This is a genomic window from Acidimicrobiales bacterium (genome assembly GCA_034521975.1).
Lineage (GTDB): Bacteria > Actinomycetota > Acidimicrobiia > Acidimicrobiales > SKKL01 > SKKL01.
The window spans coordinates 91,355-114,398 of record JAXHLR010000010.1; the positions used below are offsets into that span (position 1 = coordinate 91,355).

Sequence of the window (23,044 nt, forward strand, 5' to 3'; positions counted from 1 at the left end):
CTGCCGCGACTCACTCGGTTCAATCTTGAATCGGCAGGCACGATCGCCTTCAGTGCCGGCCGTCATTGGGGCCCAGGGCTCGACGACGCTCGGCGAGCCACTCCGAGGCGAGGAACTCGGCCTCGTCGCGGTCAGCCTTGCGCTCGTTGCAGGCCCGGCAGGCGAACACCATGTTCACCAGGGCGTCGGTCCCGCCGTGGCTGCGTGGCAGGCGGTGATCGACGGTGCGGTCGAGCCCCGGTTCGGCCGAGAACGCGGACCCGCAGTAGAAGCAGTGCGTGCCCCGGTCGCGGTTGTGCCGGGCCTCGGCATCGGCGTGGCGCCGTTCGGCCCGCCGCTGCAGCATCGAGCGCAACCAGGCGAACACGGCGCTCAGGTCACCTCGTCGAGGGGAGGCAGGGTTCGACGGACGTGGGCGTCGATGTGGGGGATGGCGAACTCGATCCACCCGTATCGGGGTGAGAAGACGAGCCCCTCGCGGATGAGGCGGTCGCGGAACGCAGCCACCTCGGGTGTCGTGCGTCCCATCGCGGCGGCGACCTCGCCCGAGCGGTGCGGACCACCGCCGAGCGACGCCAGGGCTCGGACGTAGGCGACCTCGGACTCGGGGATGCGGGCGAGGCGGGCGGCGAAGAACGAGGCGTCGAGGGCCAGGCGGGCGGCCGGTGTGGCCCGCTCGACGTCGTCGGCCGAGATCGGCTCGTCGATCGCGGCGTTCCACGTGTGGTACGCCCACACCTGCACGAAGAACGGGAACCCGTCGGAGCGGTCGACCACGGTGTCGATCGCCTGGGGAGACCAGGTGACCGCCAGCTCCTTGGCCGGGGCGGCGACCGCATCTCGAACCTGGTCGGGTGACAGCGGGCCGAGCTGGTCGACGGTGAACATGCGTTCGGCGTAGGTCGAGGCCTTGGCGGCGATGCCGACCAGGTTGGGGAGGCCGGCGAGCAGGCACCACAAGGGCAGTGCATCCTGTCCACAGCGGTGCACGCCGGCGAGCACGCGGCGGAGGTCGTCGTTGTCGAGCATCTGGGCCTCGTCGAGGGCGAGCATCACCCCGAGCTCGTGCTCGGCGGCGGCGGTGGCCACGTCGACGAGCACGTCCGCGAGGGCTTCGCGGTCGGGGGTGCGGGCGGGGTTCTTCCTGACCCGCACACCGGTGCCGCCGAGGCTGAGCGACACCGCTTCGATCGAGCGCAGGGCCCGGGTGACCTTGGCGCTGCGATCGAGGTCCTCGATGATGCGTCGGGTCTGGCGCAACAACGAGACGACGGCATCGTCGCCACCGACGGCCTCGAGCCGCACGACCCGGAAGCCGACGTTCTCGCCGACCGCGGCCAGCTTGCCGAGCAGCACGGTCTTGCCGACCCCTCGGAGGCCGGTGAGCAACAGGTGCTGGGTCGACCGTCCGGCGGCCAGGCGGCGCAGACTGATCTCGGCCAGCTCGATGGTGCCGTCCCTGCCGACCAGCGCCGGTGGCGGGGTCCCGGCGCCGGGGGCGTAGGGGTTGGCGACCGGGTCGTAGCGTTCTCCCGACATGCCGGGAGTTTAGCGTCGATCTCGAAAGCGAGGGCAGATCGGTCAGGTTCAAGCGTCGGCCAAGGCGCGGACCGCCCGGCGTGTTGGTGGTGGTGTCACCACGCGGCGTGGGAGAACGCACCGGGGATCGTGCCCGACTCGCCGTCGGGGCCGAACCAGTGCAGCGAGCCGGTGGTCGCGCCGGCGGACTCGGCCGCGACCACCAGCAGCCACTCGCCGGTGGCATCGACATCCTGATCGATCGGGATGCCGGGGTAGTCGATCTGCTCGACCGGCGCGATCGAGAGCGTCTCGGGATCGATCGACCACGCGGACCAGGGCCCGTCCGCCTCCGGTTGCCGGGCCGCCACAAGCGACCCATCACGTCGGAACACCGGGAGGGTCCAGTGGCTGTCGGGTACGACGACCGGCGCCGGGTCGACGATCTCGCTGACACCGGTGCCGGTCTCCTCCACCGTCGCCGTGGTCACCAACGACAGCCGGCGACCGGTTGCGTCGGGATCCGAGGATGCGGTCGTCACCGCCAGCAGCTCGCCGTCGGGGGACAGGGTGGCTCGACCGAGGCTCGTGGCCGTCGCGGGCTCCCAGATGTGTGATCTGGAGTCACGGGTGCTGTCGAGCCGCGCCAGAAGGCCGACGCTGGTGACCCAGTTCGGGCTGGTGCCGATCACGGGCCTGGTGGAGTTGGCGACCAGAGCCGCGTCGCCCACCGGCTCGATGGGCAGCTCGTGGAGCGTTCCGGGTGGTGGCTCGCAACAGATCGAGTACCAGAGGCGCCGGCGGTCGTGGGACAGGGCGATGCCACCGATCGTGGCCGGGTCGGTGGCGTCGGCTCCGGGGGCGTCGGCCAGCTCGGTCAGGGTCTCGCCCGAGGAGGTCTCGCCCAGGATCAGGCCACCGCCGGCGGTCGCAGCCGCGAACACCTCTGGTGGGTCCGGTCGGGTGTCGGCCAGCGGGCCCACGGCGATCGCCGGTCCGGGCACGGTCGGGATCGGCGCCTCGGTCGTGGCCGTGGTGCTGGTCGTGGTCGTGTCGGAGATCGGCGGTGGCTCGCTGGTGGTCTCGGGGGTCGTTTCGGTCGGAGGCGGGTCCGGGGGTCCCCCGGCGGTGCCGGCGACGTCGCCCTCGCCCTCGCCGTCGTCACCGGCAGCGGCGAGCAGGGTGCCGATGGCCACCGCCACGATGGCGACCACCGCGAGGGTGGCCAGCACGGTCGTCACCGTGGACGACTGGCTCGGGTCGAGGTCGTCGTCGGGTGGCCGGGCCTCTGGTTGCCGCGGCGCGGTCATGGAACAGGTGTACCCCTCACGGGCAGCGACGACACAATCAGCAGCTCAGCCGAAATCGGGCGGTAGGTCTCCGGTCTTCGACATCGTCCACTGCGGCGTGCGCTTCTCGAGGAACGACGACACCCCCTCGCGGGAGTCGGGTTGCTGGGTCGTCCAGCGGTAGAGCTCGCCGTCGGTGGCCTGGGCGGCAGCATGGTCGGTCTCCTCGAGCATCTGCCATGCCAGTCGCTTCGACAGCGCGACCGAGACCGGGGCGCACTTCCCGGCGATCTGGTGGGCCTTGTCGAGCGCGGCCGGAAGCACGTCGGCGGCGGGAAGCGCCTGGGACACGAGCCCCATCTCCGCCGCCTCAGCGCCGGTGAAGATGCGGCCGGTCAACAGCAGGTCCATCGCGTTCGACATGCCGACCAGCCGCGGGAGCAGCCAGTGCGCCCCCAGTTCAGGGATCCACCCTCGGCGGATGAAGACCAGGCCCATCTTGGCGTCCTCGGCCGCGATGCGGATGTCCCACTGCAGCGGGAGCGTCAGGCCCACCCCGACCGCGGGACCGTTGATCGCACCGATGATCGGTGTCGACATCTCCCACGGCTTGATCCGTGGCGCGTCGGCGCTCGGGCGCTGGCCCGCGGCGGACGCGCCCGATCCGTCACGCTGGCGTCCCAGCGCGGCACCCGCGCAGAAGAAGTCGCCCGAACCGGTGACGATCACGACCCGTACCGAGTCGTCGGCCTCGGCCGCGGCGAACGCCTGGTTCAGCTCGCCGCCGAGTTGCCAGGTGAACTCGTTGCGTGGCGGCCGGTGCAGCGTGATCGTGCGAACCCCCTCGTCGTCGTCGACGAGCAGGGTCTCGTAGTCGTGCGCGACCTCGGTCATGATCCCCCCAGTGGTCGGTCGGTGCAGCCGACCCAGTGTCCACCGTCAGGAGTGGTCGCGCAATCGGGTCGGCATCGGGCAGGCGTCGCCCGTCCCCCGGTCGGCGCCTGGTCGGACGCGACACGCACCCGGCCGAAGCCGGGTGCGGTAGGCAGAGCAGCTCCCGTGTGGTTCTAGGCCGGGCCGTCGGGGGGCTCGCTGAGCGAAAGGTTGCCGTTGCGGGCGGCGACGTCGGGGGCGTCGGAGCGGCTGTCGGGGTTGGTGAGCGGGGTGACGCTGGGCCGGGCCCAGACCCGCTTGGGTGCATGTGTCATCGAAACCTCTACGTGTCGACTGGGCTCAAGACCACGCCGTTGTCGTTGCCGTTGCGGGCGGCGACGTCGGGGGTGTCGGAGCGGCTGTCGGGGTTGGTGAGCGGGGTGACGCTGGGCCGGACCCAGGTCCGCTTTGGTGCGTGTGTCATCGGATTCTCTCTATTTAACGTTGGGCTCGCCCGAGATGCCGTTGCGGGCGTTGACGTCGGGGGTGTCGGAGCGGCTGTCGGGGTTGGTGAGCGGGGTGGCGCTCGGCCGGACCCAGGTCCGCCTCGTGGTGTTCGGCATCGAGTGGCACTCCTTCGTCAAGGTGATCGGCGATCACACTATCCTCATCCGTGCCGGCTGTCACGGCCTTGTTGTGCGGTACCCGAGGAGCGCCATGCCAACGCCACGTCGATATGTCGAGCTCGCCGCCGCAGCGGCTCGGGATCTGCGTGGGTGGCGCCGAGGCCGCCCCTCGACTGGCAACACCTACATCGCCATGCGGCGCGCCCACCGGCTCACCGCCGGCTGGTCGAGCGTCGCCGCCCGACAGCTCCTGCAGAAGGCTCCCGGGTCCCCCGACCGCCTTGCGCCGCTCGATCGACCCCGCCTCGACGACGCCGGCGCCCGCTCGCTGGCCGACCTGCGGCGCGACGGCATGGCGATGCTCGAACCGGTCCTGGCGCCCGACGAGGTGGCGAGCCTGGTCGACTTCGCCCAGCGAGGGCCGGCCCGGGGCAGGCTCCCCTCCGGAACGATGCAGGCGGGGACCTATCGAGACCTGGCGGGATCCGCCAGCGCCGTGTTCCTCGACGGCACCTTCGCCTGGGCACGTCCCGAGGTGCAGCGGATCCTGGCCGACGAGCGGCTCTGGGACCTGGCCCGGGCCTACTTCGGGCTTGTCCCCGTCGTTCAGCCACCCCAGATCTACTGGTCGTGCGCCGCTGCGCCCGACAACGAGACCCTCGCCCCGAACCTCGCCCGCAACTTCCACTGGGACTACGACGGCGTCGGCGGGCTGCGCCTGCACCTCTACCTCACCGACGTCGACGCCAGTGCCGCACCGATGCAGTACGTGGTCGGCAGCCATCGTCCCGGGGCCCTGCGCACCCACGAGCTGCGCCACGCCGACGACGGCACCGCGTCCGAGTCCGCGCTCGACGCCCTGGGTCTGGTCGAGCGGCGATCGATCACCGGTCCTGCGGGCACCACCTTCATCAGCGACTCGACCGGTCTGCACCGCGCCACCCGCCCGACCGGGCGCGACCGGCTGTTCCTCGTGTTCTCGCTCCGGGCCGGATCGTTCGCCGGCTACTACCACCGCCGTCGGCGGGTGCCGGCACGCGACCCCCGCTTCGCCGCGGCCCTCGCCGCCGGTCGTCCGGAGCTGTCGCTGTTCTCCGCCGCCGATCCCGACGAGATGGTGGTGACCCTCGACGAGGAGACCGCCGCCGCGGCCGCTACTGGGGGGTGACCGCGCCGATGTCGGTGAGCTGGGCGAGGCAGGCCTCGACCTCGCCGCGGCAGGTGTCCTCGTCGACCTCGAACTGCTCGAGCAGCGCGTCCACCACCTGATCGGTGGTCTTGGGCTCGGCCAGCGCGTCCCAGATCGCGGCGGCGGTGACGTTCAGCGAGTGGTAGCGCATGTCCGACGGTGAGAGCACCACGGTCTCACCGTCGACCTCGGCACTGGCCGCACTCGGCGCTCGTCGATAGGTGGGCTCGGCATCGGACACGGCGTGGAGCCTATCCAACCGGTCCGGTCCGGGCGGCGGTGACCAGGTCGCACACCGCGTCGAGCGTGTCTGCGCCGCTCAGGCGGGTGATCTCCACCGTGGGAAGTGCCGATGCCACCGAGGTCGACCACTCGAAGAAGGCTCCCGATCGGGGACCGAAGGACGAGAGTCCCGAGTTGTTGGCCAGCCGGACCACCCATCGCAACCGTTCGGCGCCGGTGATGTCGCGGACGACGACAGGCCGTTCGGCTGTTGGGGCCACCTCGGGGACGATCGGGTTCGGCCACTCGTCGGGTGGGTCGGGGTCGTGGCAGATCAGGGTGACGAGGCGGTCGATCGGCACCGGACCGCTCGCTTCGGCCAGGTCGACGGCGAACTTGCTGAAGGGGCCCTCGCCCAACTCCTCGCCCGGGTCGACGATGCCGAGCCTGGCCACCGCCTCGTGGCTCAGGTGCACCGGCCGGGGGAAGGGACGAGCCGTGGGCCGTCCGTCGACCAGGTCGACGTGGACGACGTCGTCGATGAGCAGGGTCGCACCCCGCTCGTGGGCGAGCGTCGCCACCGTCGTGCTCTTGCCGGCGCCGCTGTGGCCGCCGATCACCACGTGCTCGTCGCCGATGCGAACCAGCGACCCGTGCAGGTTGAAGGTGCCGGCGTGCAGCATCAGAATCCTGGTCGCCCAGCCGTAGAGCAGCGGCGCGACCAGGGAGCGGTCCACGTCGTCGGGGATCTCGACGACGATCTCGTCGGTGCCGCGGATCATCACCCTCAGGTCGAGCAGGTCGGCCCAGACCGTGTCGGGGGTCGCCCACGCCTGGGTCCCGATGGCGACCGCGTCGGCCGAAGGTGGGTCGACCGGTGCGTACCGGACCGTGGCGCCCAGCACCTCGTCGGGAAGCTCGGGAGTCGAGGTCGTCATGGCGCGTTGCCGGCTTCGGAGCCGGTCTCGGGGGCCGTCGTCGGGATCAGCACACCGAGATGATGCCCTACGCTCGGGCCCGATGCCGACCACCGGGCGGAGACCATGACGGACACGGGCCCGCAGGAGCCTCCCTCGGCGCTGAGCGGTGAGACCCGGCACCTCCTCGACGCGGTCCGTGTCGGACTCGGTCTCGACCCGTCCGGAACCGATGCTCCGGTGTCGCTCGGGCTCGTCCGGCGTGCGGCGCGCCAGGGGGTCGCGGCTCCGGTGGTGGCCGCGGCTCGGATGCTGGGCACCGCCGACGAGGAGACCGCCCGGACGGTCGCCGACCTGTCGCGCTCCCAGGCACTCGGTGGCCTCCGCGCCCTGGTCACCACCAGGCAGCTGGTGGAGCTGTTCGATCGGGCGGGGATCCCGGTCCTGGTGGTCAAGGGGGTCGCCTTGGGGGCCCAGACCGGCCGCGAGCCGGCGGAGCGCCACGGCGTCGACGTCGACCTGCTGGTCCGACCCGACGACCTGCTGGCAGCCGACCAGGTCCTGGCGGCGGCCGGCTACCGGGCGAACGAACGCACCTGCCCGCCCCTCGGCGACGACCAGCGCAGCCGGTTCCTCCGCTGGAGCGCCTACGAGCGCAGTTACTCGCGGCAGGGCGCCCACGCCGATCTGCACTGGCGGCTCACCCCTGGCCACCTGCCCGGCCTGGCGGCCGAGGCCGTCATGGACGACGCGGTGACCGTCGACGTCGGCGGAACCCCGGTCGCGACCCTCGATCCCGACGCCGCGCTGGCCCACACGGTGCTGCACGGCGCCAAGGACTACTGGCTCAGTCTGCGATCCACCGTCGACGCCCATCTGCTGGTCACCGTCGCCGGGGCGGGCTGGGAACGCGCCCGTGAGCTGGCGGCGGACAGTCCCGCGATCGCCGAGGCTCGACTCGGCGTCGAGGTGCTGTGCGGAGCGACCGATCTTGTGGCGGACCGAGCGAGTCGCCCACGTCGGCCCTTGGCACAGCCGACCCCCCGACGCCGATGGCTGGACGGGATCGAGGGCCGTGCCGAGCTCCCGGTCGGGGGAGGGCCGCCTCCCGACGGGTGGGTCCCCTACCTCCGCCGCCGGTGCTCGGTGACGCCCGGCGTCGCCTCGACGGCAGCGATCGTGGCGAACCTGTTGGTCACCCCCGACTCGCTCGCCAGGTCGCAGGCGAGGCCATCGCTGTGGTGGGTCGACGCCCTGGCCCAGCGGCCTCGACGGATCCTCACCCGCGCCCGGCGGCGTGGCGAGCGCTCCTGAGGTGACCGCGGCGCGTCAGTCGGTGGTCGAGGTCGTGCCCGCCTGCGCGTCCACCACGCCGGCCTGGTCCCGCCTGCGCCACCAGAGGTAGATCCCCGCGGGGATGGCGGCGATCACGACGAACGGGGCGGCGGCACCGACGGCGACGAGCACCACACCGAACACCCGTTGCAGCGCAGTCAGCCCGTAGCCGAGCGAGTCGCCCAGTCCGGGCAGCGAGTCGTCCTCGGCGACCTCGAGGGTGAGCGGGTCGTCGTGGACCATGGTGGACTGGCGGATCGGCTCCCCTTCGCCGTCGACGGGCACCGTGGTGACGTCGGGTCGGGGGCGGTCGCCGGGCGACGCCTCGAAGCGGGCCCAGGCGATCACGGTCTCCTCCGGTGCGAGTACGTCGTCGTCGCCGAAGTCGATCAGCGCGAAGTCCTCGCGACGCAGGTCCAGGCCCAGGTCACGGACCTCGATGTCGGCGAGGTCGACGTTGCCGGTGTTGTCGACGGCGACGCACACGATCACCGGCTCGCCCTCCTCGGTCTCGAGCCGCGGCTCGCCGGGGCAGCGATCCCCCTGGTCGTCGCCGGCATAGGCGGTCGTGGTGACCTCGATCTCGGGCTGTGCCCCCTCCTCGGTGATGGTCACGGTGATCGTCGCCAGGTTCACCTGGGACTGGACGGTGCGCAGCTGCCCTCGCAGCTGCTCGAGGCTGGTCTCGCGCTCGAGCAGCTGGGACTCGATCGAGGCGACCGCTTCGATGGTCTCGGCCTGTTCGAGCAGGCTCCGGAGGCGTTCGACGCTCACTTCGGCGGTGCGGATCCGGCTCTGGAGGTCGACGACCCGGTCGGTGACGTCGTCGGCGCTGATGTCCTGGTTGACCATCGTGCCGATGCCCTCGAGCCGTTCCATCGCGTCGTCGAAGCTCTCCGGTGGCACCTTGAACACCAGGGTCGTGCGCGGCCGGGGGTCGCTGGTGGTGGTCTGGGAGAACACCAGGCCTCCCACCGCGGCCACGGCCTGCTGGGCCTGGCGGCTGGCGCCGCTCACGTCGTCGACCTCGATGTCGACGGTGGCGGTGTAGATGATCGAACGCCCCAGCTCGGTCGACGGGAGCACCACCGGCGCCGCCGCGGTGCCCGGGCCGGCGGCATCCCCGCCGCCCTGCTCGCCGCGGTCGGCGTCCTCGGCCGGTGCTTCGGCGCCGTCGTCGCCCGCCGTGTCTCCCGGCGCCTCACCGGCCGGCATCTCTTCACCGGCGTCGCCGCCGGTGGGGGCATCTGCGGAGTCCATCGAGTCGTCGTCGCCGCCACTGGTGCAGCCGGCGACGAGCAGCACCAAGGCGACGAGCGCCGCCGCCATCCTCGGTCCCCCGCCCGTCGATCGGGTTCGCTGGTCCTGCCGAGCGTTCATCGAGCGCACGTGCCCGCCTCCTTGGTCGAGTTGGTGTAGTTGGGACGACGCTCACCTCAGCCTGGTTCCCGAACCGGCGCGACGTGGCACCGCTGTGTCAGGCTCGGGGCATGAAGATCGGGATGGGTATCAGCTACACGGGCGATCCGAAGGTCGCTGGCGATCGTGCCGCCGACCTGGAGCGGGCCGGGGTCGACATGCTGTGGGCCGCCGAGCTCTACAGCTTCGATCTGGTGAGCATCCTCGGCTACCTGGCCGCCAGGACCGAGACGGTCGAGCTGGCGTCGGGCATCATGCCGCTGTACTCGCGCAGCCCCACCCTCATCGGCATGACCGCGGCCGGCCTCGACGCCGTGTCCGGTGGCCGGTTCGTGTTGGGGCTGGGAGCGTCGGGACCCCAGGTCATCGAAGGCTGGCACGGGGTGCCCTACACCAAGCCCCTCGCCGCCACCCGCGACGTCATCGAGATCTGCCGCAAGGTGTGGCGCCGCGAGGTCGTCGAGCACCACGGCGAGGTCTACGAGCTGCCCCTCCCACCCGATCAGGGCACCGGGTTGGGCAAGCCGCTCAAGATCATCAACCATCCGGTGCGCGACTCGATCCCCATCTACCTCGCGAGCCTCGGGCCGAAGAACGTGGCCATGACCGCCGAGATCGCCGACGGGTGGCTCCCGACCATCTACCACCCCGACAAGGCCCGTGACGTGTGGGGCCCCGACCTCGACGCCGGGTTGGCCATCCGCGACCCCTCGCTGCCGCCGCTCGAGGTCGCGGTCGGTGGCACCGTCGCCATCTGCGACGAGCACACCGCCCAGAAGCTTCGCGACCGTGCCCGCCCCGGCCTCGCGCTCTACATCGGCGGCATGGGCGCACGGAACCGGAACTTCTACAACAACACGTTCCGCAAGTACGGCTACGAGGCCGAAGCCGACGAGATCCAGGACCTGTTCCTGTCGGGCAAGAAGGACGAGGCCGCGGCCGCCATCCCCGAGGAGTACCTCAAGGCCACGGTCATGGCCGGTGACGAAGGTTTCGTGCGAGAACGGGTGCGGGCCTATGTCGACTCGGGGGTCACCCAGCTGCGTGTGCAGCCGGCGGGCGACGACCCCCTCAGCCTCATCGAGAAGGTGAAGGCCTGGGCCGAGTGAGAGGTGGCGGCGAGGTTCACGTCTCGTCGTCGGGCTTGACCGTCACCCGCAGCTCGCCGGTGTCGACGTCGTAGATGCAGCCCCACACCGTCATCGGCTCGGGGAAGTAGGGGCAGTTCCGCACCCGGGCGACGTCCTCGCGCACCGACTGCTCCTCGTCGGCGAAGGGCATGAAGTCGATGTCGACCGGGTCGTGTCCCGACGACTCGCGCACGCGGTCGCGCAGCGCATCGTTCGTCGCCCCGTGCATCCCGCAGCGGGTGTGGTGGATGATCACCACCTCGCGGGTGCCGAGCACCTCGGCCGACACGATCATCGACCGGAGGGCGTCGTCGCTCGCCCGCCCGCCGGCGTTGCGGAGGATGTGGGAGTGGCCGATCTCGAGGCCGAGGAACCGGAACAGGTCGAGACGGGCGTCCATGCAGGCGAGCACGACGAGCTGGCGTGTGGGGACCGCATCGAGATGCTGAGCTTCGAACTGCTCCTGCCACCTCTCGGCGGAGCGCAGGATCTGTCCATACATCGGCATGGCCAGGATTCTTGCAGGAAGCCGTGACAAACTCGACCCATGCGATTCGTCGTCTACGGGGCAGGTGCGGTGGGCGGGGTCGTCGGTGGTCGCTTGGCCGAGCACGGCCACGACGTGACCCTCATCGCCCGGGGTGCACACCTGGATGCCGTCAAGGCGAGCGGTCTGCGGATCGACTCGCCGAGAGGATCGGTCACCGTCGAGGTGCCAGCGGTGGGTTCGCCGTCGGAGGTCGACTGGCGTGGCGACGAGGTCGTGATGCTGGGGATGAAGAGCCAGGACACGGTGCCCGCCCTGCGCGAGCTGCGCGATGCGGCACCGCCGTCGATCGCGGTCGTCTGCCTGCAGAACGGGGTGGTGAACGAGCGTGAGACGTTGCGGTTCTTCGGGCACGTCTACGGGGTGACGGTGATGGCGCCGACCGGGCACTTGGAGCCCGGCGTGGTCCAGGCGTGGGCCCATCCGGTGGCGGCCATCCTCGATCTGGGTCGCTACCCCAACGGTGTCGACGACACCGCCCGGTCGGTGGCGGACGCGATCTCGTCGTCAGCCATGGTCTCGGAGCCCCGCGACGACATCATGGCGTGGAAGCACCGCAAGCTGATCATGAACCTGGCCAACGCGGTCCAGGCGCTGTTCGGTCGCGACGAGGAGGCGACGACCATCGGTTCGGCGGCCCGCCGCGAGGCCCGCGCGGTGTTCGAGGCGGCAGGCATCGACGTGGTCTCGGGCGAGCAGGATCGCGAGCGTCGGGGTGACATCCTCCAGATCGGCGCCATCGGCGACGTCGAGTCCCGCCCCGGCGGGTCCACCTGGCAGAGCCTGGCCCGAGGGCAGGGGAGCGTCGAGACCGACTACCTCAACGGCGAGATCGTGCTCCTCGGCCGTCTCCACGGCGTGGCCACCCCGTGCAACGCGTTGCTCCAGCGCTGGATGGCTCGGGCGGTCGCTGGCGGTGCCGAGGTGGCCAGCCATGATCCCCGCGAGTTCCTCGCCGAGCTCGAGGGCGCCTAGAGCCGCCTGCGGCCTTGCCGCTGCGCTCAGCGAGCGCTCGACGTTTGACTGCAACCATTCGGTGGGTAGAAGCCCGAGATGGATCAACGAGCCATCAGTGGCATGACCACCGGAGCGTTCCTCGCCACCGTGGGGGCGATCCTGTACTTCGCCGTCACCGCCACCGTGAGCGGTTTCGACCTCAAGGCAGCCGGGGCGATCCTCATGATCGTCGGGCTCACCGTTGCCTTGGGGGCCCTGCTGTGGGCACTCACCATGGGCAACGGCTCGAACCGCACCCACGTGGTCGAGCGAACCCGCGTCGAACAGCCGACCCAGCCTCGCACCACCGAGGCCCCCCAGCGGGTGGTGTCCGAGTCTCGGAACTCAGCCGACTACCCGCCCCGCCGGCCCCCGCCCGACGCCGCTCCTCGCTGAGCTGGCACCGCCCGCCCTGCTCCGGTGGCGGTCAGCGTCGCTGGATCGTGAGGTCGCCGCCGCGGTCGGAGGTGGAGGGCGCGTTGGGGCCTCGCCAGCGAATTCGGGCATGATGCGACCGGGGACATCCACCGAGACGCGAAGGGGACCATATGCCCGCGAACCCGTTGAACACCGACGACTTCGGCGGCGAGCTCTACAACCTGGCCATGTCCGAGGCGGCCCGGCCGCTGCTCGACGCGGTGAAGACCTTCATCGCCGAGGAGGTCGAGCCGATCACCGAGGAGTACCATCGGCTGGGCGCCGACCGCGAGGACCGGTGGAGCTACGCGCCCGGACAGCTCGAGTTGCTCGATGGCGTGAAGGCCAAGGCCAAGGCCAACGGCCTGTGGAACTTCTTCCTTCCCGACGCCGAGACCGGCCAGGGCCTCAAGAACCTCGACTACGCCTACATCGCCGTCGAGCTGGGGAAGAACCCGCTGGCATCGGAGTGCCTCAACTGCTCGGCGCCCGACACCGGCAACATGGAGGTACTCGAACGGGTCGGCACTCCCGAGCAGAAGGAGCAGTGGCTCGAACCGCTGCTCAACGGCGAGATCCGCTCGGCGTTCGCCATGACCGAGCCCGACCAAGCCTCGTCCGACGCCCGCAACGTCGCCACCCGGGCCGTGCTCGACGGCGACGAGTGGGTCATCAACGGCGAGAAGTACTACATCTCGGGTGCCGGTGATCCTCGCTGCAAGATCATGATCGTGATGGTGCGCACCAACCCCGACGCGGCCCCGCACCAGCAGCAGTCGCAGATTCTCGTCCCCATGGACACCCCCGGTGTCGAGATCGTCGGCCCGATGCACGTGTTCGGCAACGACGACGCCCCGCACGGCCACATGCACCTGCGGTTCACCGACGTGCGGGTCCCGAAGGACAACGTGCTGCTCGGCGAGGGCCGCGGCTTCGAGATCTCCCAGCTGCGCCTCGGCCCGGGCCGTATCCACCACTGCATGCGCTCGATCGGTGCCGCCGAACGGGCCCTCGAGCTGATGGTCCAGCGGGGTCTCGCCCGCGAGGCGTTCGGCAAGCCGCTCGTGGCCCTCGGTGGCAACACCGAGATCATCTCCCGGGCCCGCATCGAGATCGAGGCCATGCGCATGATGGTCCTGCGGGCGGCCAAGGCCATGGACCTCATGGGCAACGCCGAGGCCCGGGTGTGGGTCAGCGCGGTGAAGGCGATGGTGCCCGAACGGGTGTGCCAGATCGTCGACCAGGCGATCCAGATGCACGGAGCCACCGGCGTGTCGCAGTGGACGCCGCTGCCCGACATCTACCACGCCCAGCGCACGCTGCGGTTGGCCGACGGTCCCGACGAGGTGCACCACATGGTGGTGGGCCGGGCCGAGATCGCTCGCTACCAGCCCTACGACGTGGCGAGCGAGCACGTCGACGTCGGCCGCAACTGACCCCGAATCGCTCGCGCACGCCGAAGGCCGGGCGTGGCGGTCAGGCCGGATCGAGGCGGAACACACCGCCAACAAGCGACATGACGTACAGCTCGGCGTCGGGTCCCTCGCCGAAGGACACCGGCTGTCCGCCGGGCACGGTGACGTCGTCGAGCGTCCTGGTCTCGACCGGTTCGCCGTCGCGTTGCAGCAGCAGCCGCAGGCGCGCATCGCAGAGATCGGTGTAGACGTAGACACCCATGAGATCGGGGAGCGCGTCGCCGCGCGAGACGTAGCCGCCGATGACCGAGCAACCCGGGTCGCGGGGGTAGGTCTCGATCGGAGGCACGTAGTTCTCGGGTTCGGGTCCGCCGTCGAAGGGCTCGTTGCCTTCGAAGATCGCCCATCCGAAGTTGGCGGCACGACCGGCGGGCGAGCCGTCGTCGGGGGCGGGCACGACGTTGACCTCCTCGATGCGGTCCTGGCCGACGTCGGCGATCCACAGATCGCCGGTGGCCCGATCCCACGAGTAGCGCCACGGGTTCCGCAGCCCCATCGCCCAGATCTCGGGAGCACCGCCACCGTCGGCGAACGGGTTGTCGTCGGGGATGGTGTAGGGCTCGTCTCCCGCCTCCGAGGGGTCGATCCGAAGCAACGAACCGAGCGGTGTGTCGGGGTTCTGGCTCGGGTCGTCGCCCCTGGCGCCGTCGCCGAGGCCCAGGTAGAGGAGGTCGTCGGGTCCGAACGACACCTGCCCGCCGTTGTGGAACTCGGTCGGTTGCTCGAGCGTGAAGATCGTGCGCCGCGTGGTCTCGTCGGGCTCGTCGCCGTCCATGGTCCACTCGTCGAGGCGGGTGTCGCCCGCGAGGTCGGTGTAGCTGAGGTAGAGCCGCTCGCCGGTGGGATCGAAGGTGAGGCCGAGCAGGCCTCGCTCGCCATCGATGGTGGTCTCGTCGCGGATGTCGATCAGCTCATCGCCGATGGTCCCGAGACCGCGCTCGGAGCGCTCGACCACCACCACCCGACCCGCCCGCTCCGCGACGTAGAGATGGTCTGAGCCGGCGCGGGTGGCGAGGGCGGTCGGCCAGTCGAGCTCGACGACGGGGGTGAGCGAGACGGCGGCGTCTGACAGGTCCGCCACCCCACCGCCCTCGTCATCGTCGGTGGGTCCGGTGGTCGTGGGGACGGCGTCGGACCCGGCGGGCTCGGTGGTGCTCTGGCCGTCGCCGTCGTCGCCGCACGCTCCGGCGAGCAGCGCGAGCGCGACGAGGCCGATCAGTACCTGCCGCACCTCAGCCGGCTACGAGGGAGTCGAGCAGCGCCCGGGTGCGGGCACGTGAGCCGGACCGGTCCTCTCCCACCGGGAAGATCGCGGCCCAGAACTCGGTGGCGCCGGCATCGAACAGCGCCTGGATCTGGGTCGCCACTGCTTGCTCGTCGCCGACGATGGCGGCCTCGGCCGGGCCGTCGACGCCGCCGTGGGCGAGCAGCCGTTGGTAGTTGGGCAGCGCGCCGTAGTTGGCGAACATCTCCCCCGCGGCCTGGCGGGCCTCGTCGGCGTCGTCGTGGACGGCGACGGGCAGTCCGGCCACGATGCGCGGCTCGGACCGACCGGCCGCCTCGGCGGCGGACCGGATGCGGGGTGCCACGTGGGTCTCGATGGCCCGGGCGTTGCCCATCCACAGGATCGTCCCGTCGGCCTGTTCGCCCGCGACCCGCAGCAGGCGGGGCCCGAGCGCGGCGAGCAGCAGCGGAATCCGGTGGGGCGGCTCGCCCCGGGCGGGCACGTTCACCCGGTGCTCCTCGCCCGAGAACGACACCGCCTCGCCCCGCAACAGGGAAGCCAGCACCTGCAGGTACTCCTCGGTGTGGGTGCCGGGACGGTCATAGGACATCCCGAGCATCCCCTCGACCACCGGCTGGTGCGACGGACCGACGCCGAGGGTGAACCCGAACCGGTTCATGGCCAGGCTGGTCGCCAGGGCCCGTTGAGCCATGAGCGAGGGGTGGCACGGATAGGTCGGCAGGATCGAGGTGCCGAGCTCGATGGTCGAGGTGGCGGCACCGGCTATGGCCATGGCGGCCAGTGGATCGATGCCGATGGCGCTGGGATACCACATGGACGAGTATCCGGCCGCCTCTGCCCGTTTGGCCTGTTCGACCATGCGCTCCGCGCTGGCCGCTCCCCCGCTCAATCCGATCTTCATGCCCGAACCCTATCGACGGTGGCGTCGGCGTGAGCGACCATGCCGGACATGATCTTTCACATCGCGCTGCACGACGACTGGCACGCGGCGCAGCAAACCGGGGAGTACACCACCTCCACGCTGGGCCGGACCCTCGACGAGGAGGGGTTCATCCACGCCAGCCACCGCCACCAGGTGACCGAGGTGATCAGGCGCCACTACCGGGGTCTGCGCTCGCCGCTGTACCTGCTGGTGATCGACCCCGACCGGGTGGAGGCCGAGATCCGCGAGGAGCCGGTCCCGGGCACCGATGAGACCTACCCCCACATCTACGGCCCGCTCAACGTCGATGCCGTGACCGAGGCGATCGACCTCAGCGCCGGTCAGGCCCCCACCTGACCTCGACCGGACTCACGCCGGGTCGATGCGGAACAGCCCGCCCGCCAGCGACATGACATAGAGCTCACCGTCGGGGCCCTCGCCGAAGGAGAGCACCTGTGCGCCGGGCACCGACACGTCGAGCGAGCGGGTCTCGATGACCTCGCCATCGTCCTGGAGCACCAGGTGGATGCGGGGGTCGCAGAAGTCGGAGTAGAGGTAGACCCCGGTGAGGCCCGGCAGGGCCTCGCTGCGGGACACGTACCCACCGGTGATCGAGCACCCGGGACCGTGGGAGTAGGTGTGCAGCGGCGGCACGTAGTTCTCGGGCTCGGGGCCGCCGTCGAAGGGTTGGCCACCCTCGAGGATCGCCCAACCGAAGTTCGCTCCCTGCCCAGGAGGTGACCCGTCGTCGGGGGCGGGCACGAAGTCGATCTCCTCGATCTCGTTCTGGCCGACGTCGGCGACCCACAGGTCGCCGGTCGCCCGGTCCCACGAGAACCGCCACGGGTTCCGCAAGCCGGTCGACCAGATCTCGGGTTCCCCACCGCCGTCGACGAAGGGGTTGTCGGGCGGGACGGTGTAGGGCTGATCGCCGTCGGGAGTCGGATCGATCCGGACCAGTGAGCCGAGCGGTGTGGTCGGATCCTGGCCCGCGTCGAGCGGATCGCCGGCGCCGCCACCGTCGCCCAGCCCCAGGTACAGGAACCCGTCGGGACCGAAGCCGATGTGTCCGCCGTTGTGGTTGGCGAAGGGCTGTTCGAGGGTGTAGACGGCGCGCCGGCTGCTCCCGTCGACCGCGTCGCCGTCCATGGTCCACTCGTCGACGCGGGTGTGGCCCGACAGGTCGGTGTAGCTCAGGTAGAGGCGCTGACCGTCGGGACCGAAGGCGAGCCCCAACAGACCACGCTCGCCGTCGGTGGTGGTGTCGTCGCTGATGTCGACCAGCGTGTCGGTGACGGTGCCCGGACCGTCGGGGGACCGCTCGACCACCACCACCCGGCCGCCCCGTTCGCCGACGTAGAGGTCGGGTGACCCCGCTCGGGTGGCCAGCGCGGTGGGACGTTCGAGCTCGGCCACCGGTGTGAGGGCGACACCGGCATCGGAGAGGTCGGCCACCGACTCGACGGGCTCCTCGTCCGGCGGTGCTTCGGTGGTGGTCGGTCCCGAGTCGCCGTCGGTGGTGGTGGGGCCGGGATCGTCGGGGGTGCTGGTGGTCGTGGTGGTGGGCTCTGCCGCTTCCTCGTCGTCGCCGCAGGCGCCGGCGACCAGCGTCAGGGCCGCGAGACTGATCAGCAGCGCACGCGTCGGGGTCATGTGTCGTCGACCAATCGGATGAGTCCCTCCTGCACCACCGAGACCGCCAGCCGTCCGTCGTGAGTGTAGATCGTGCCCCGGGCGAGGCCACGTGCGTTGGAGGTCGACGGCGTGTCCTGGCAGTAGAGCATCCATTCGTCGGCCCGGAACGGTCGGTGGAACCACATGGCGTGGTCGAGGCTGGCCATCATCAGCTGCTCGCCGCCCCAGCCGGCCAAGCCGTGGGGGAGCAGGGTCGTGTCCAGGAGGGTCATGTCGGACAGGTAGGTGAGCACGCAGGTGTGCAGGATCGGGTCGTCGGGGAGCACGCCGTCGGCCCGGACCCACACGTTGGCGAAGGGCGGCCGCGGGGTGCCCTGCTGGTGCGGTGACTCCTCGACATAGCGGATGTCGACCGGTCGTGGCCGGTCGAGCCACGGCCCCATCTGCTCGGCGTAGGGGGCCATCCGGGTCTTGAAGTCGGGCAGGGTCTCGGGCTCGGGCACCTCGGGCATCTCGAAGGCGTGCTCGAGACCCTCCTCGTGGATGTGGAACGACGCCGCCAGGTTGAAGATCGCCCGGCCGTGCTGGATGGCCACGACCCTGCGGGTGGTGAACGAGCGCCCGTCGCGGATGCGGTCGACCTCGTAGAGGATCGGGACCGTCGGATCGCCCGGGCGCAGGAAGTAGGCGTGCAGGGAGTGGACGGCGCCGGTGTCGACGGTGCGGGCCGCCGCCATCAGGGCCTGGGCGGCCACCTGACCACCGAACACCCGTTGGCGGTCCTCGTCGGGGCTGACCCCGCGGAAGATGTTGACCTCGACCGGTTCGAGGTCGAGCAGGGCGATGAGCTCGTCGAGGGTCGCTTGGGCTGGCATCGCCCCATCGTCGCACGACCGACGGTGAGCAGGCGGGTTCGCGAGCCGCCGATGCCCGCCGATACGATGCGCGCCGATGGGATCCTCAGCGTTCGCCCGGCTTCGGGACCTGCAGCGGGCACACGGTGCTCGGGCGTTGAAGTACGCGTCGGTGTCGGTGGTCGGCGTCGTGGTCACCCAGGTCCTGCTGGTGATCTGCTACCAGCTCATCGACATGACCGCCGCCTGGTCGAACTTCGTGGCGGTCAGCGGTGCGTCCATCCCGGCCTACCTGCTCAATCGGCGGTGGGTGTGGCAGAAGAGCGGGCCCCACAGCGTGCACAAGGAGGTCCTGCCGTTCTGGGGGATCTCGTTGCTGGGCTTGGTGATCTCCACGGTGGCGGTCGGCTACGTGAGCCGGTACTGGGACACCCAGCTGGCGGTCAGCGGCACCAACATCGCCTCGTTCGGGGTGATCTGGATCGGCAAGTACGTGTTCCTCGACGCGGTGATGTTCCGCCCCAACGCAGGCACCGAGGCCGACGAGCAGGATGACGCCACGGCCCGCCGTGGGTCGTGACCGCCGGGTGAGCGGGCAGGACCGCATGGATCCGGATCTGGTGGCAGCCGCCGAAGCCGCCCGGGGCTTCATGCCCCCCGACGAGGGTCTGGCGCTGCACCGAGCGGGCCTGTCGGCCGGGAACGGTCCGCTGCTCGAGGTCGGCAGCTACTGCGGCAAGTCGGCGATCTATCTCGGCGCGGCCGCCAGCAGGCTCGACACGGTCCTCTTCGCCGTCGATCACCATCGGGGTTCGGAGGAGAACCAACCGGGGTGGGAGTGGCACGAGCCCGACCTCGTCGACCCCGACCTGGGAGTGATCGACACGCTGCCGGTGTTCCGCCGAACGATCCACGACGCCGGCCTGGAGGGCACCGTCGTCGCCGTCGTGGCCGACTCGCCGACGATGGGCCGGCACTGGACCACGCCGCTGGGGCTGCTGTTCATCGACGGCGGTCACGGGCGCGAACCCGCGCACCGCGACTATGAGACCTGGGCACCCCATGTCGTCGCGGGCGGGGTCCTGGCCATCCACGACGTGTTCCCCGATCCTGCCGACGGCGGCCGTCCGCCCTATGAGATCTATCTGAGAGCGGTCGAGTCGGGGGTCTTCACCGAGGAGAGCGCCACTGGTTCGCTGCGGGTGCTGCGCCGCACCGGCTGACGCCGGCCGTGGACCCCGGATCAGACCTGGCGGTCGGTGACCTCGTCGACGGGGTCGTGGACCTCGTCGAGCTCGAGGAGTGGCGGCAACCGGTCGTGGTGGGTGAAGAGACCGGCGGTGGCCGAGGTGCCGTTCAGCGCGTCGGCGGCGAGGATGACCGCCGCGGCGGTGTAGGTGCTCTGCTCGTCGGCGGGGAAGTGGATCTCGTCGGGGTACACCATGCCGGTCCAGTACCGGCCGTGCTCGTCGCGCTGGGACTGGATCCAGGTGAACAGCTCGACGGCGCGATCCCGTTCGCCGGCAGCGAGGTGGGCGAGCGTGCACTCGCAGGTCTCGGCGACGGTGACCCACGGGCGATCCGACACGCACCGGACCCCCCGCCCATCCATGACGAAGGTGTCGTAGCGCTCGGCGAGGTGGGACCGCGCCCGGTCGCCGACGAGGGCCCCGGCCAGGATCGGGTAGTACCAGTCCATCGCCCACCGGTGCTTGGGGGCGAAGGCATCGGGTTCGTGCTCGATGACGTGGGCGAGCTGGGCGACGCTGAGCTCCCAGTCGGGCCGGTCGTGGCCGAGCTCGATGGCGATGGCGATCGCACACCGAAGGCTGTGGCAGATGCTCGACGAGCCGGTGAGCAGCGCGAACGACCACGGCGTGCCGTCGGAGTGGCGGGCCCAGATGATCTCGCCCCGGGGTGTCTGCAGGTCGAGGACGAACTCGATCGCCGATTCGACGACCGCCCACATCTCCTCGAGGAACCCGCGGTCGCCGGTGAGCAACCAGTGGTGGTACACGCCGGTGGCGATGTAGGCAATGGTGTTGGCGTCGAGCTTGTCCTGCTCGATCTCGTCGTCCAGGTAGTACTGGTGCCAGGCACCGTCGTCGCGCTGGATGGACCGAAGCCAGTCGTAGCCGCGTTCGGCCTCGGTCACCAGACCCGCGGTGGCCATGGCCATGGCCGCCTCGACGTGGTTCCAGGGGTCGGCGTGGCCGCCAGGTACCCAGGGGATCATCCCGTCGGGCAGCTGCCACTCGGCGATGGCCTCGGCGGTGGCGCGCATGGCGTCGGCCGAGACGATGCCCTCGACGGCGGGTGCCGTTGGTTCACGCGACATGGGACACCATCCCTGCAGGCTTCGTGGCGTAGATCGCGATGCTCTTGCCGACGATCGGACTGAGCGCCCGGTCGAGCATGCGGGTGACGGTGGGCTGATCGGTGATGTCCCACACGAGGAGGCGATGGTAGGCGGCAACGAGCGGGTTGGTGTCGTTGGTGGGTCCGACCAGGCACTTGAGCCACCAGTACGGGGTGTGGAGGCCGTGGGCCAGATGCGACCCGCGAGGAGACAACCCGGCGGCGCGCATGAGGTCGCGCATGTGGGCTTCGGTGTAGACCCGCAGGTGTCCGCCTTCGGTGATGGGGGCGTGGTACTCCTCGGACAGCTTCCAGCACACCGTCTCGGAGAGCCACGCGGGGATGGTCACCGCGATGGTGCCTCCGGGGCGCAGGACCCGGGCCAGCTCGCGCACCGCGGCGGCGTCGTCGGGTAGGTGCTCGAGCACCTCGGAGGCGATGATCCGGTCGAAGGAGGCGTCAGCGAAGGGAAGGTGGTGGGCATCGCCGCGGACACCGCCGGCCGCGACGCCGACCGGTACCTCGCCGTTGTCGGACATGGCGCCGAAGGTGCCGTTGGTGTGGACCAGCTCGTCGAAGGAGTAGTCGAAGGCGACGACATCGGCGCCGCGGCGCAGGCCCTCGTAGGCGTGGCGACCGAACCCACATCCCAGGTCCAGCAGCCGCTCGCCCGGTCGCAGACCGAGCCGCTCGTAGTCGGCGGTCAACATCTAGCGACCCCGGCCGGCACGCTCGTCGAGCAGGGCCCGATACTGCTCGACCGTGCCCTGGGCGGTGTGCCGCCAGCTCCAGCGGTGGACGACCCGCTCACGTCCCGCGGCGCCGATGCGGGCTCGGGCCTCGGGTGCGTCGAGGGCGTCGGCGATCCGGGTAGCGAGGGCGGCCGAGTCGCCGGGTTCGACCGCGAAGCAGGTCTCGCCGTCGGCGCCGGTGACCTCGGGGAGGGCGCCGCCGGTGGTGGCCACCAGCGGAACGCCGGCGCTCATGGCTTCGATGGCCGGCAGCGAGAAGCCCTCGTAGAGCGAGGGGACCACGGCCAGCTCGGCTTCGGCGTAGAGCTCGACCAGGCGCTGGTCGGACACCCCCGAGACGAAGTGGATGTGGTCGGTGAGCCCGAGCTGGTCGATGGTGCGGGCCGCGGGGCCACCGGGTTTGGCCTTGCCGATGACCATCAGGTCGACGTCGCGCTCGGTGCGGAGCTTGGCCAGCGCCTCGAGCAGGTAGCGGAGGCCCTTCATGGTGACGTCCGCGCTCGCCGTGGTGATGAGGCGCCCCGGTCGCCGTTGGACGTGGTCGAGGGGCCTGAACAGGTCGGGATCGACGCCGACGGGGACGACGTGGATGTGTTCGCGGGGAACGAGGTGGTCCCGTTCGATGTCGGCGAGCGAGTTCTCCGACACGGTGACGATGCGGTCGAGCTGGTTCGCCACCCGCGTCTGCATCTTGGTGAAGGCATACCAGCGGGACTTGGCGAACCGCTGGTAGGGGGTCGGAGCGTGCTCCATCTCCAGGCGCCGGTCGACGGTGATGGGGTGGTGGATGGTGGAGATGACCGGGAGGCCCATCTTCTCGATGGCGAGCAGCCCGTAGCCGAGGGCCTGGTTGTCGTGCACCACGTCGAAGTGGTGGGTGCGGTGCCGAAGGTGCTGGGCGGCCCGGACCGTGAAGGCGAGGGGTTCGGGGAACGTGCCGGTGCAGAACGCCACCATCTCGACCCAGTCGCCGAGTGTCTTGAGCTCCCAGACGCCGGGGAGACGCATGGGGAAGTGGTCGTTGTAGATGTCGAGGCTGGGAAGCTCGACGAGCGCCACGCGGGGGTCGAGCTCGGGATAGGGCTGCCCACCCAGGACCTCGACCCGGTGCCCGAGATCGGCGAGCGCCTTGCTGAGGTGGCGCACGTACACCCCTTGACCGCCGACGTGGGGTTTGCCCCGATAGGCGAGCAGGGCGATGCGTAGGGGCGCGTCCGATCCGGTCATGGACGGCACAGCCTTCCCGGGACATGACCGCCCGGTCAAGTGGCGGCTCGCTCGACAGGTGTGGGCCGGCGGGTGGGTGCTCGGCCGGGTCGCGTCC

The 23,044-nt window shown here is 70.8% G+C and carries 27 protein-coding genes; 9 read left to right on the top strand and 18 right to left on the bottom strand.

The annotated features are described in order from the left end of the window. Positions 1-49 precede the first annotated feature (49 nt). The 7 genes from U5K29_15505 to U5K29_15535 form a co-directional block, all read right to left on the bottom strand. On the bottom strand, positions 50-367 hold the full coding sequence (locus U5K29_15505; protein MDZ7679945.1) for an HNH endonuclease: 318 nt from the start codon (positions 365-367) through the stop codon (positions 50-52). Between the two features lie 5 nt (positions 368-372). Then, positions 373-1,539 (bottom strand): ATP-binding protein, encoded by a 1,167-nt coding sequence (locus U5K29_15510; protein ID MDZ7679946.1) that lies wholly within the window; start codon positions 1,537-1,539, stop codon positions 373-375. Positions 1,540-1,634: 95 nt separating this feature from the next. After that, entirely contained in the window at positions 1,635-2,828 is a 1,194-nt protein-coding gene (locus U5K29_15515) for a hypothetical protein (protein ID MDZ7679947.1), read from the bottom strand. A 45-nt stretch (positions 2,829-2,873) separates the two neighbouring features. After that, complete coding sequence (locus U5K29_15520; protein ID MDZ7679948.1) at positions 2,874-3,701, bottom strand: enoyl-CoA hydratase-related protein; 828 nt, start codon at positions 3,699-3,701, stop codon at positions 2,874-2,876. A 173-nt stretch (positions 3,702-3,874) separates the two neighbouring features. Next, a complete protein-coding gene (locus tag U5K29_15525) occupies positions 3,875-4,015 on the bottom strand; it encodes a hypothetical protein (GenBank protein ID MDZ7679949.1) in 141 nt (46 codons plus the stop codon). A gap of 8 nt (positions 4,016-4,023) precedes the next feature. Then, complete coding sequence (locus tag U5K29_15530; GenBank protein ID MDZ7679950.1) at positions 4,024-4,164, bottom strand: hypothetical protein; 141 nt, start codon at positions 4,162-4,164, stop codon at positions 4,024-4,026. Positions 4,165-4,174: 10 nt separating this feature from the next. Further along, complete coding sequence (locus U5K29_15535; protein ID MDZ7679951.1) at positions 4,175-4,303, bottom strand: hypothetical protein; 129 nt, start codon at positions 4,301-4,303, stop codon at positions 4,175-4,177. 94 nt (positions 4,304-4,397) lie between these two features. Between U5K29_15535 and U5K29_15540 the strand changes: the two genes are divergently transcribed. Then, positions 4,398-5,474 (top strand): hypothetical protein, encoded by a 1,077-nt coding sequence (locus U5K29_15540; protein MDZ7679952.1) that lies wholly within the window; start codon positions 4,398-4,400, stop codon positions 5,472-5,474. Here the strand turns inward: U5K29_15540 and U5K29_15545 are convergent. Further along, complete coding sequence (locus U5K29_15545) at positions 5,461-5,736, bottom strand: PqqD family protein (GenBank protein MDZ7679953.1); 276 nt, start codon at positions 5,734-5,736, stop codon at positions 5,461-5,463. The two genes, U5K29_15540 and U5K29_15545, sit on opposite strands and share 14 nt — an antisense overlap. Positions 5,737-5,746: 10 nt before the next feature. Next, entirely contained in the window at positions 5,747-6,655 is a 909-nt protein-coding gene (locus U5K29_15550) for a hypothetical protein (GenBank protein MDZ7679954.1), read from the bottom strand. A gap of 105 nt (positions 6,656-6,760) precedes the next feature. On the opposite strand from U5K29_15550, the gene U5K29_15555 reads away from it, so the two are divergent. Beyond that, entirely contained in the window at positions 6,761-7,948 is a 1,188-nt protein-coding gene (locus U5K29_15555; GenBank protein MDZ7679955.1) for a nucleotidyltransferase family protein, read from the top strand. Positions 7,949-7,963: 15 nt separating this feature from the next. Here the strand turns inward: U5K29_15555 and U5K29_15560 are convergent, their stop codons facing one another. Beyond that, positions 7,964-9,298, bottom strand: a complete 1,335-nt coding sequence (locus U5K29_15560; protein MDZ7679956.1) for a DUF4349 domain-containing protein — start codon at positions 9,296-9,298, stop codon at positions 7,964-7,966. Between the two features lie 161 nt (positions 9,299-9,459). Here U5K29_15560 and U5K29_15565 point away from each other — a divergent pair, with 161 nt between their 5' ends. Beyond that, on the top strand, positions 9,460-10,497 hold the full coding sequence (locus tag U5K29_15565) for an LLM class F420-dependent oxidoreductase (protein MDZ7679957.1): 1,038 nt from the start codon (positions 9,460-9,462) through the stop codon (positions 10,495-10,497). A 16-nt stretch (positions 10,498-10,513) separates the two neighbouring features. Here the strand turns inward: U5K29_15565 and U5K29_15570 are convergent, their stop codons facing one another. Next, positions 10,514-11,026, bottom strand: a complete 513-nt coding sequence (locus U5K29_15570; GenBank protein MDZ7679958.1) for a carbonic anhydrase — start codon at positions 11,024-11,026, stop codon at positions 10,514-10,516. A gap of 39 nt (positions 11,027-11,065) precedes the next feature. On the opposite strand from U5K29_15570, the gene U5K29_15575 reads away from it, so the two are divergent. The 3 genes from U5K29_15575 to U5K29_15585 all read left to right on the top strand — a co-directional run bounded on the left by U5K29_15575 (position 11,066) and on the right by U5K29_15585 (position 13,914). Beyond that, entirely contained in the window at positions 11,066-12,040 is a 975-nt protein-coding gene (locus tag U5K29_15575; GenBank protein MDZ7679959.1) for a 2-dehydropantoate 2-reductase N-terminal domain-containing protein, read from the top strand. Positions 12,041-12,118: 78 nt separating this feature from the next. Then, positions 12,119-12,457 carry a hypothetical protein gene (locus tag U5K29_15580; protein MDZ7679960.1) on the top strand — a complete coding sequence of 113 codons (339 nt, stop codon included), beginning with the start codon at positions 12,119-12,121 and terminating at the stop codon, positions 12,455-12,457. Positions 12,458-12,609: 152 nt separating this feature from the next. After that, positions 12,610-13,914, top strand: a complete 1,305-nt coding sequence (locus U5K29_15585; protein MDZ7679961.1) for an acyl-CoA dehydrogenase family protein — start codon at positions 12,610-12,612, stop codon at positions 13,912-13,914. 40 nt (positions 13,915-13,954) lie between these two features. Here the strand turns inward: U5K29_15585 and U5K29_15590 are convergent, their stop codons facing one another. Together U5K29_15590 and U5K29_15595 are read right to left on the bottom strand one after the other, a co-directional pair. Beyond that, positions 13,955-15,184, bottom strand: coding sequence for a PQQ-dependent sugar dehydrogenase (locus tag U5K29_15590; protein ID MDZ7679962.1), 1,230 nt, complete (start codon positions 15,182-15,184; stop codon positions 13,955-13,957). A gap of 1 nt (position 15,185) precedes the next feature. Next, positions 15,186-16,100 (bottom strand): TIGR03564 family F420-dependent LLM class oxidoreductase, encoded by a 915-nt coding sequence (locus U5K29_15595; GenBank protein ID MDZ7679963.1) that lies wholly within the window; start codon positions 16,098-16,100, stop codon positions 15,186-15,188. Positions 16,101-16,148: 48 nt separating this feature from the next. On the opposite strand from U5K29_15595, the gene U5K29_15600 reads away from it, so the two are divergent. Continuing rightward, positions 16,149-16,478, top strand: coding sequence for a DUF952 domain-containing protein (locus U5K29_15600; protein ID MDZ7679964.1), 330 nt, complete (start codon positions 16,149-16,151; stop codon positions 16,476-16,478). 12 nt (positions 16,479-16,490) lie between these two features. On the opposite strand, the gene U5K29_15605 is transcribed toward U5K29_15600, so the two are convergent. Together U5K29_15605 and U5K29_15610 are read right to left on the bottom strand one after the other, a co-directional pair. Then, positions 16,491-17,774 (bottom strand): PQQ-dependent sugar dehydrogenase, encoded by a 1,284-nt coding sequence (locus tag U5K29_15605; GenBank protein ID MDZ7679965.1) that lies wholly within the window; start codon positions 17,772-17,774, stop codon positions 16,491-16,493. Then, positions 17,771-18,631, bottom strand: a complete 861-nt coding sequence (locus U5K29_15610) for an acyl-CoA thioesterase II (GenBank protein ID MDZ7679966.1) — start codon at positions 18,629-18,631, stop codon at positions 17,771-17,773. The genes U5K29_15605 and U5K29_15610 overlap by 4 nt, the downstream gene beginning before the upstream one ends. A gap of 76 nt (positions 18,632-18,707) precedes the next feature. On the opposite strand from U5K29_15610, the gene U5K29_15615 reads away from it, so the two are divergent. After that, complete coding sequence (locus U5K29_15615) at positions 18,708-19,190, top strand: GtrA family protein (protein MDZ7679967.1); 483 nt, start codon at positions 18,708-18,710, stop codon at positions 19,188-19,190. A gap of 40 nt (positions 19,191-19,230) precedes the next feature. After that, positions 19,231-19,833 (top strand): class I SAM-dependent methyltransferase, encoded by a 603-nt coding sequence (locus U5K29_15620; GenBank protein ID MDZ7679968.1) that lies wholly within the window; start codon positions 19,231-19,233, stop codon positions 19,831-19,833. Positions 19,834-19,853: 20 nt separating this feature from the next. On the opposite strand, the gene U5K29_15625 is transcribed toward U5K29_15620, so the two are convergent. The 3 genes from U5K29_15625 to U5K29_15635 are packed head-to-tail and all read right to left on the bottom strand — an operon-like array spanning position 19,854 to position 22,947. Next, positions 19,854-20,948 carry a hypothetical protein gene (locus U5K29_15625; GenBank protein MDZ7679969.1) on the bottom strand — a complete coding sequence of 365 codons (1,095 nt, stop codon included), beginning with the start codon at positions 20,946-20,948 and terminating at the stop codon, positions 19,854-19,856. Further along, entirely contained in the window at positions 20,938-21,678 is a 741-nt protein-coding gene (locus U5K29_15630) for a methyltransferase domain-containing protein (GenBank protein ID MDZ7679970.1), read from the bottom strand. The genes U5K29_15625 and U5K29_15630 overlap by 11 nt, the downstream gene beginning before the upstream one ends. Further along, the gene (locus tag U5K29_15635) at positions 21,679-22,947 is read right to left on the bottom strand and encodes a glycosyltransferase family 4 protein (protein MDZ7679971.1); all 1,269 of its coding nucleotides are present in this window, start codon (positions 22,945-22,947) and stop codon (positions 21,679-21,681) included. Positions 22,948-23,044: the final 97 nt, after the last annotated feature.

What these genes read in the sequence shown, in the direction of transcription:
- U5K29_15625 (MDZ7679969.1), bottom strand. Translation starts at nt 20,948, where the DNA reads ATGTCGCGTGAACCAACGGCACCCGCCGTCGAGGGCATCGTCTCGGCC.
- U5K29_15540 (MDZ7679952.1), top strand. Translation starts at nt 4,398, where the DNA reads ATGCCAACGCCACGTCGATATGTCGAGCTCGCCGCCGCAGCGGCTCGG.
- U5K29_15510 (MDZ7679946.1), bottom strand. Translation starts at nt 1,539, where the DNA reads ATGTCGGGAGAACGCTACGACCCGGTCGCCAACCCCTACGCCCCCGGC.
- U5K29_15575 (MDZ7679959.1), top strand. Translation starts at nt 11,066, where the DNA reads ATGCGATTCGTCGTCTACGGGGCAGGTGCGGTGGGCGGGGTCGTCGGT.
- U5K29_15600 (MDZ7679964.1), top strand. Translation starts at nt 16,149, where the DNA reads ATGATCTTTCACATCGCGCTGCACGACGACTGGCACGCGGCGCAGCAA.
- U5K29_15530 (MDZ7679950.1), bottom strand. Translation starts at nt 4,164, where the DNA reads ATGACACACGCACCAAAGCGGACCTGGGTCCGGCCCAGCGTCACCCCG.
- U5K29_15550 (MDZ7679954.1), bottom strand. Translation starts at nt 6,655, where the DNA reads ATGACGACCTCGACTCCCGAGCTTCCCGACGAGGTGCTGGGCGCCACG.
- U5K29_15610 (MDZ7679966.1), bottom strand. Translation starts at nt 18,631, where the DNA reads ATGCCAGCCCAAGCGACCCTCGACGAGCTCATCGCCCTGCTCGACCTC.
- U5K29_15635 (MDZ7679971.1), bottom strand. Translation starts at nt 22,947, where the DNA reads ATGACCGGATCGGACGCGCCCCTACGCATCGCCCTGCTCGCCTATCGG.
- U5K29_15515 (MDZ7679947.1), bottom strand. Translation starts at nt 2,828, where the DNA reads ATGACCGCGCCGCGGCAACCAGAGGCCCGGCCACCCGACGACGACCTC.
- U5K29_15555 (MDZ7679955.1), top strand. Translation starts at nt 6,761, where the DNA reads ATGACGGACACGGGCCCGCAGGAGCCTCCCTCGGCGCTGAGCGGTGAG.
- U5K29_15525 (MDZ7679949.1), bottom strand. Translation starts at nt 4,015, where the DNA reads ATGACACATGCACCCAAGCGGGTCTGGGCCCGGCCCAGCGTCACCCCG.
- U5K29_15565 (MDZ7679957.1), top strand. Translation starts at nt 9,460, where the DNA reads ATGAAGATCGGGATGGGTATCAGCTACACGGGCGATCCGAAGGTCGCT.
- U5K29_15570 (MDZ7679958.1), bottom strand. Translation starts at nt 11,026, where the DNA reads ATGCCGATGTATGGACAGATCCTGCGCTCCGCCGAGAGGTGGCAGGAG.
- U5K29_15580 (MDZ7679960.1), top strand. Translation starts at nt 12,119, where the DNA reads ATGGATCAACGAGCCATCAGTGGCATGACCACCGGAGCGTTCCTCGCC.
- U5K29_15630 (MDZ7679970.1), bottom strand. Translation starts at nt 21,678, where the DNA reads ATGTTGACCGCCGACTACGAGCGGCTCGGTCTGCGACCGGGCGAGCGG.
- U5K29_15520 (MDZ7679948.1), bottom strand. Translation starts at nt 3,701, where the DNA reads ATGACCGAGGTCGCGCACGACTACGAGACCCTGCTCGTCGACGACGAC.
- U5K29_15615 (MDZ7679967.1), top strand. Translation starts at nt 18,708, where the DNA reads ATGGGATCCTCAGCGTTCGCCCGGCTTCGGGACCTGCAGCGGGCACAC.
- U5K29_15535 (MDZ7679951.1), bottom strand. Translation starts at nt 4,303, where the DNA reads ATGCCGAACACCACGAGGCGGACCTGGGTCCGGCCGAGCGCCACCCCG.
- U5K29_15560 (MDZ7679956.1), bottom strand. Translation starts at nt 9,298, where the DNA reads ATGGCGGCGGCGCTCGTCGCCTTGGTGCTGCTCGTCGCCGGCTGCACC.
- U5K29_15605 (MDZ7679965.1), bottom strand. Translation starts at nt 17,774, where the DNA reads ATGACCCCGACGCGTGCGCTGCTGATCAGTCTCGCGGCCCTGACGCTG.
- U5K29_15595 (MDZ7679963.1), bottom strand. Translation starts at nt 16,100, where the DNA reads ATGAAGATCGGATTGAGCGGGGGAGCGGCCAGCGCGGAGCGCATGGTC.
- U5K29_15585 (MDZ7679961.1), top strand. Translation starts at nt 12,610, where the DNA reads ATGCCCGCGAACCCGTTGAACACCGACGACTTCGGCGGCGAGCTCTAC.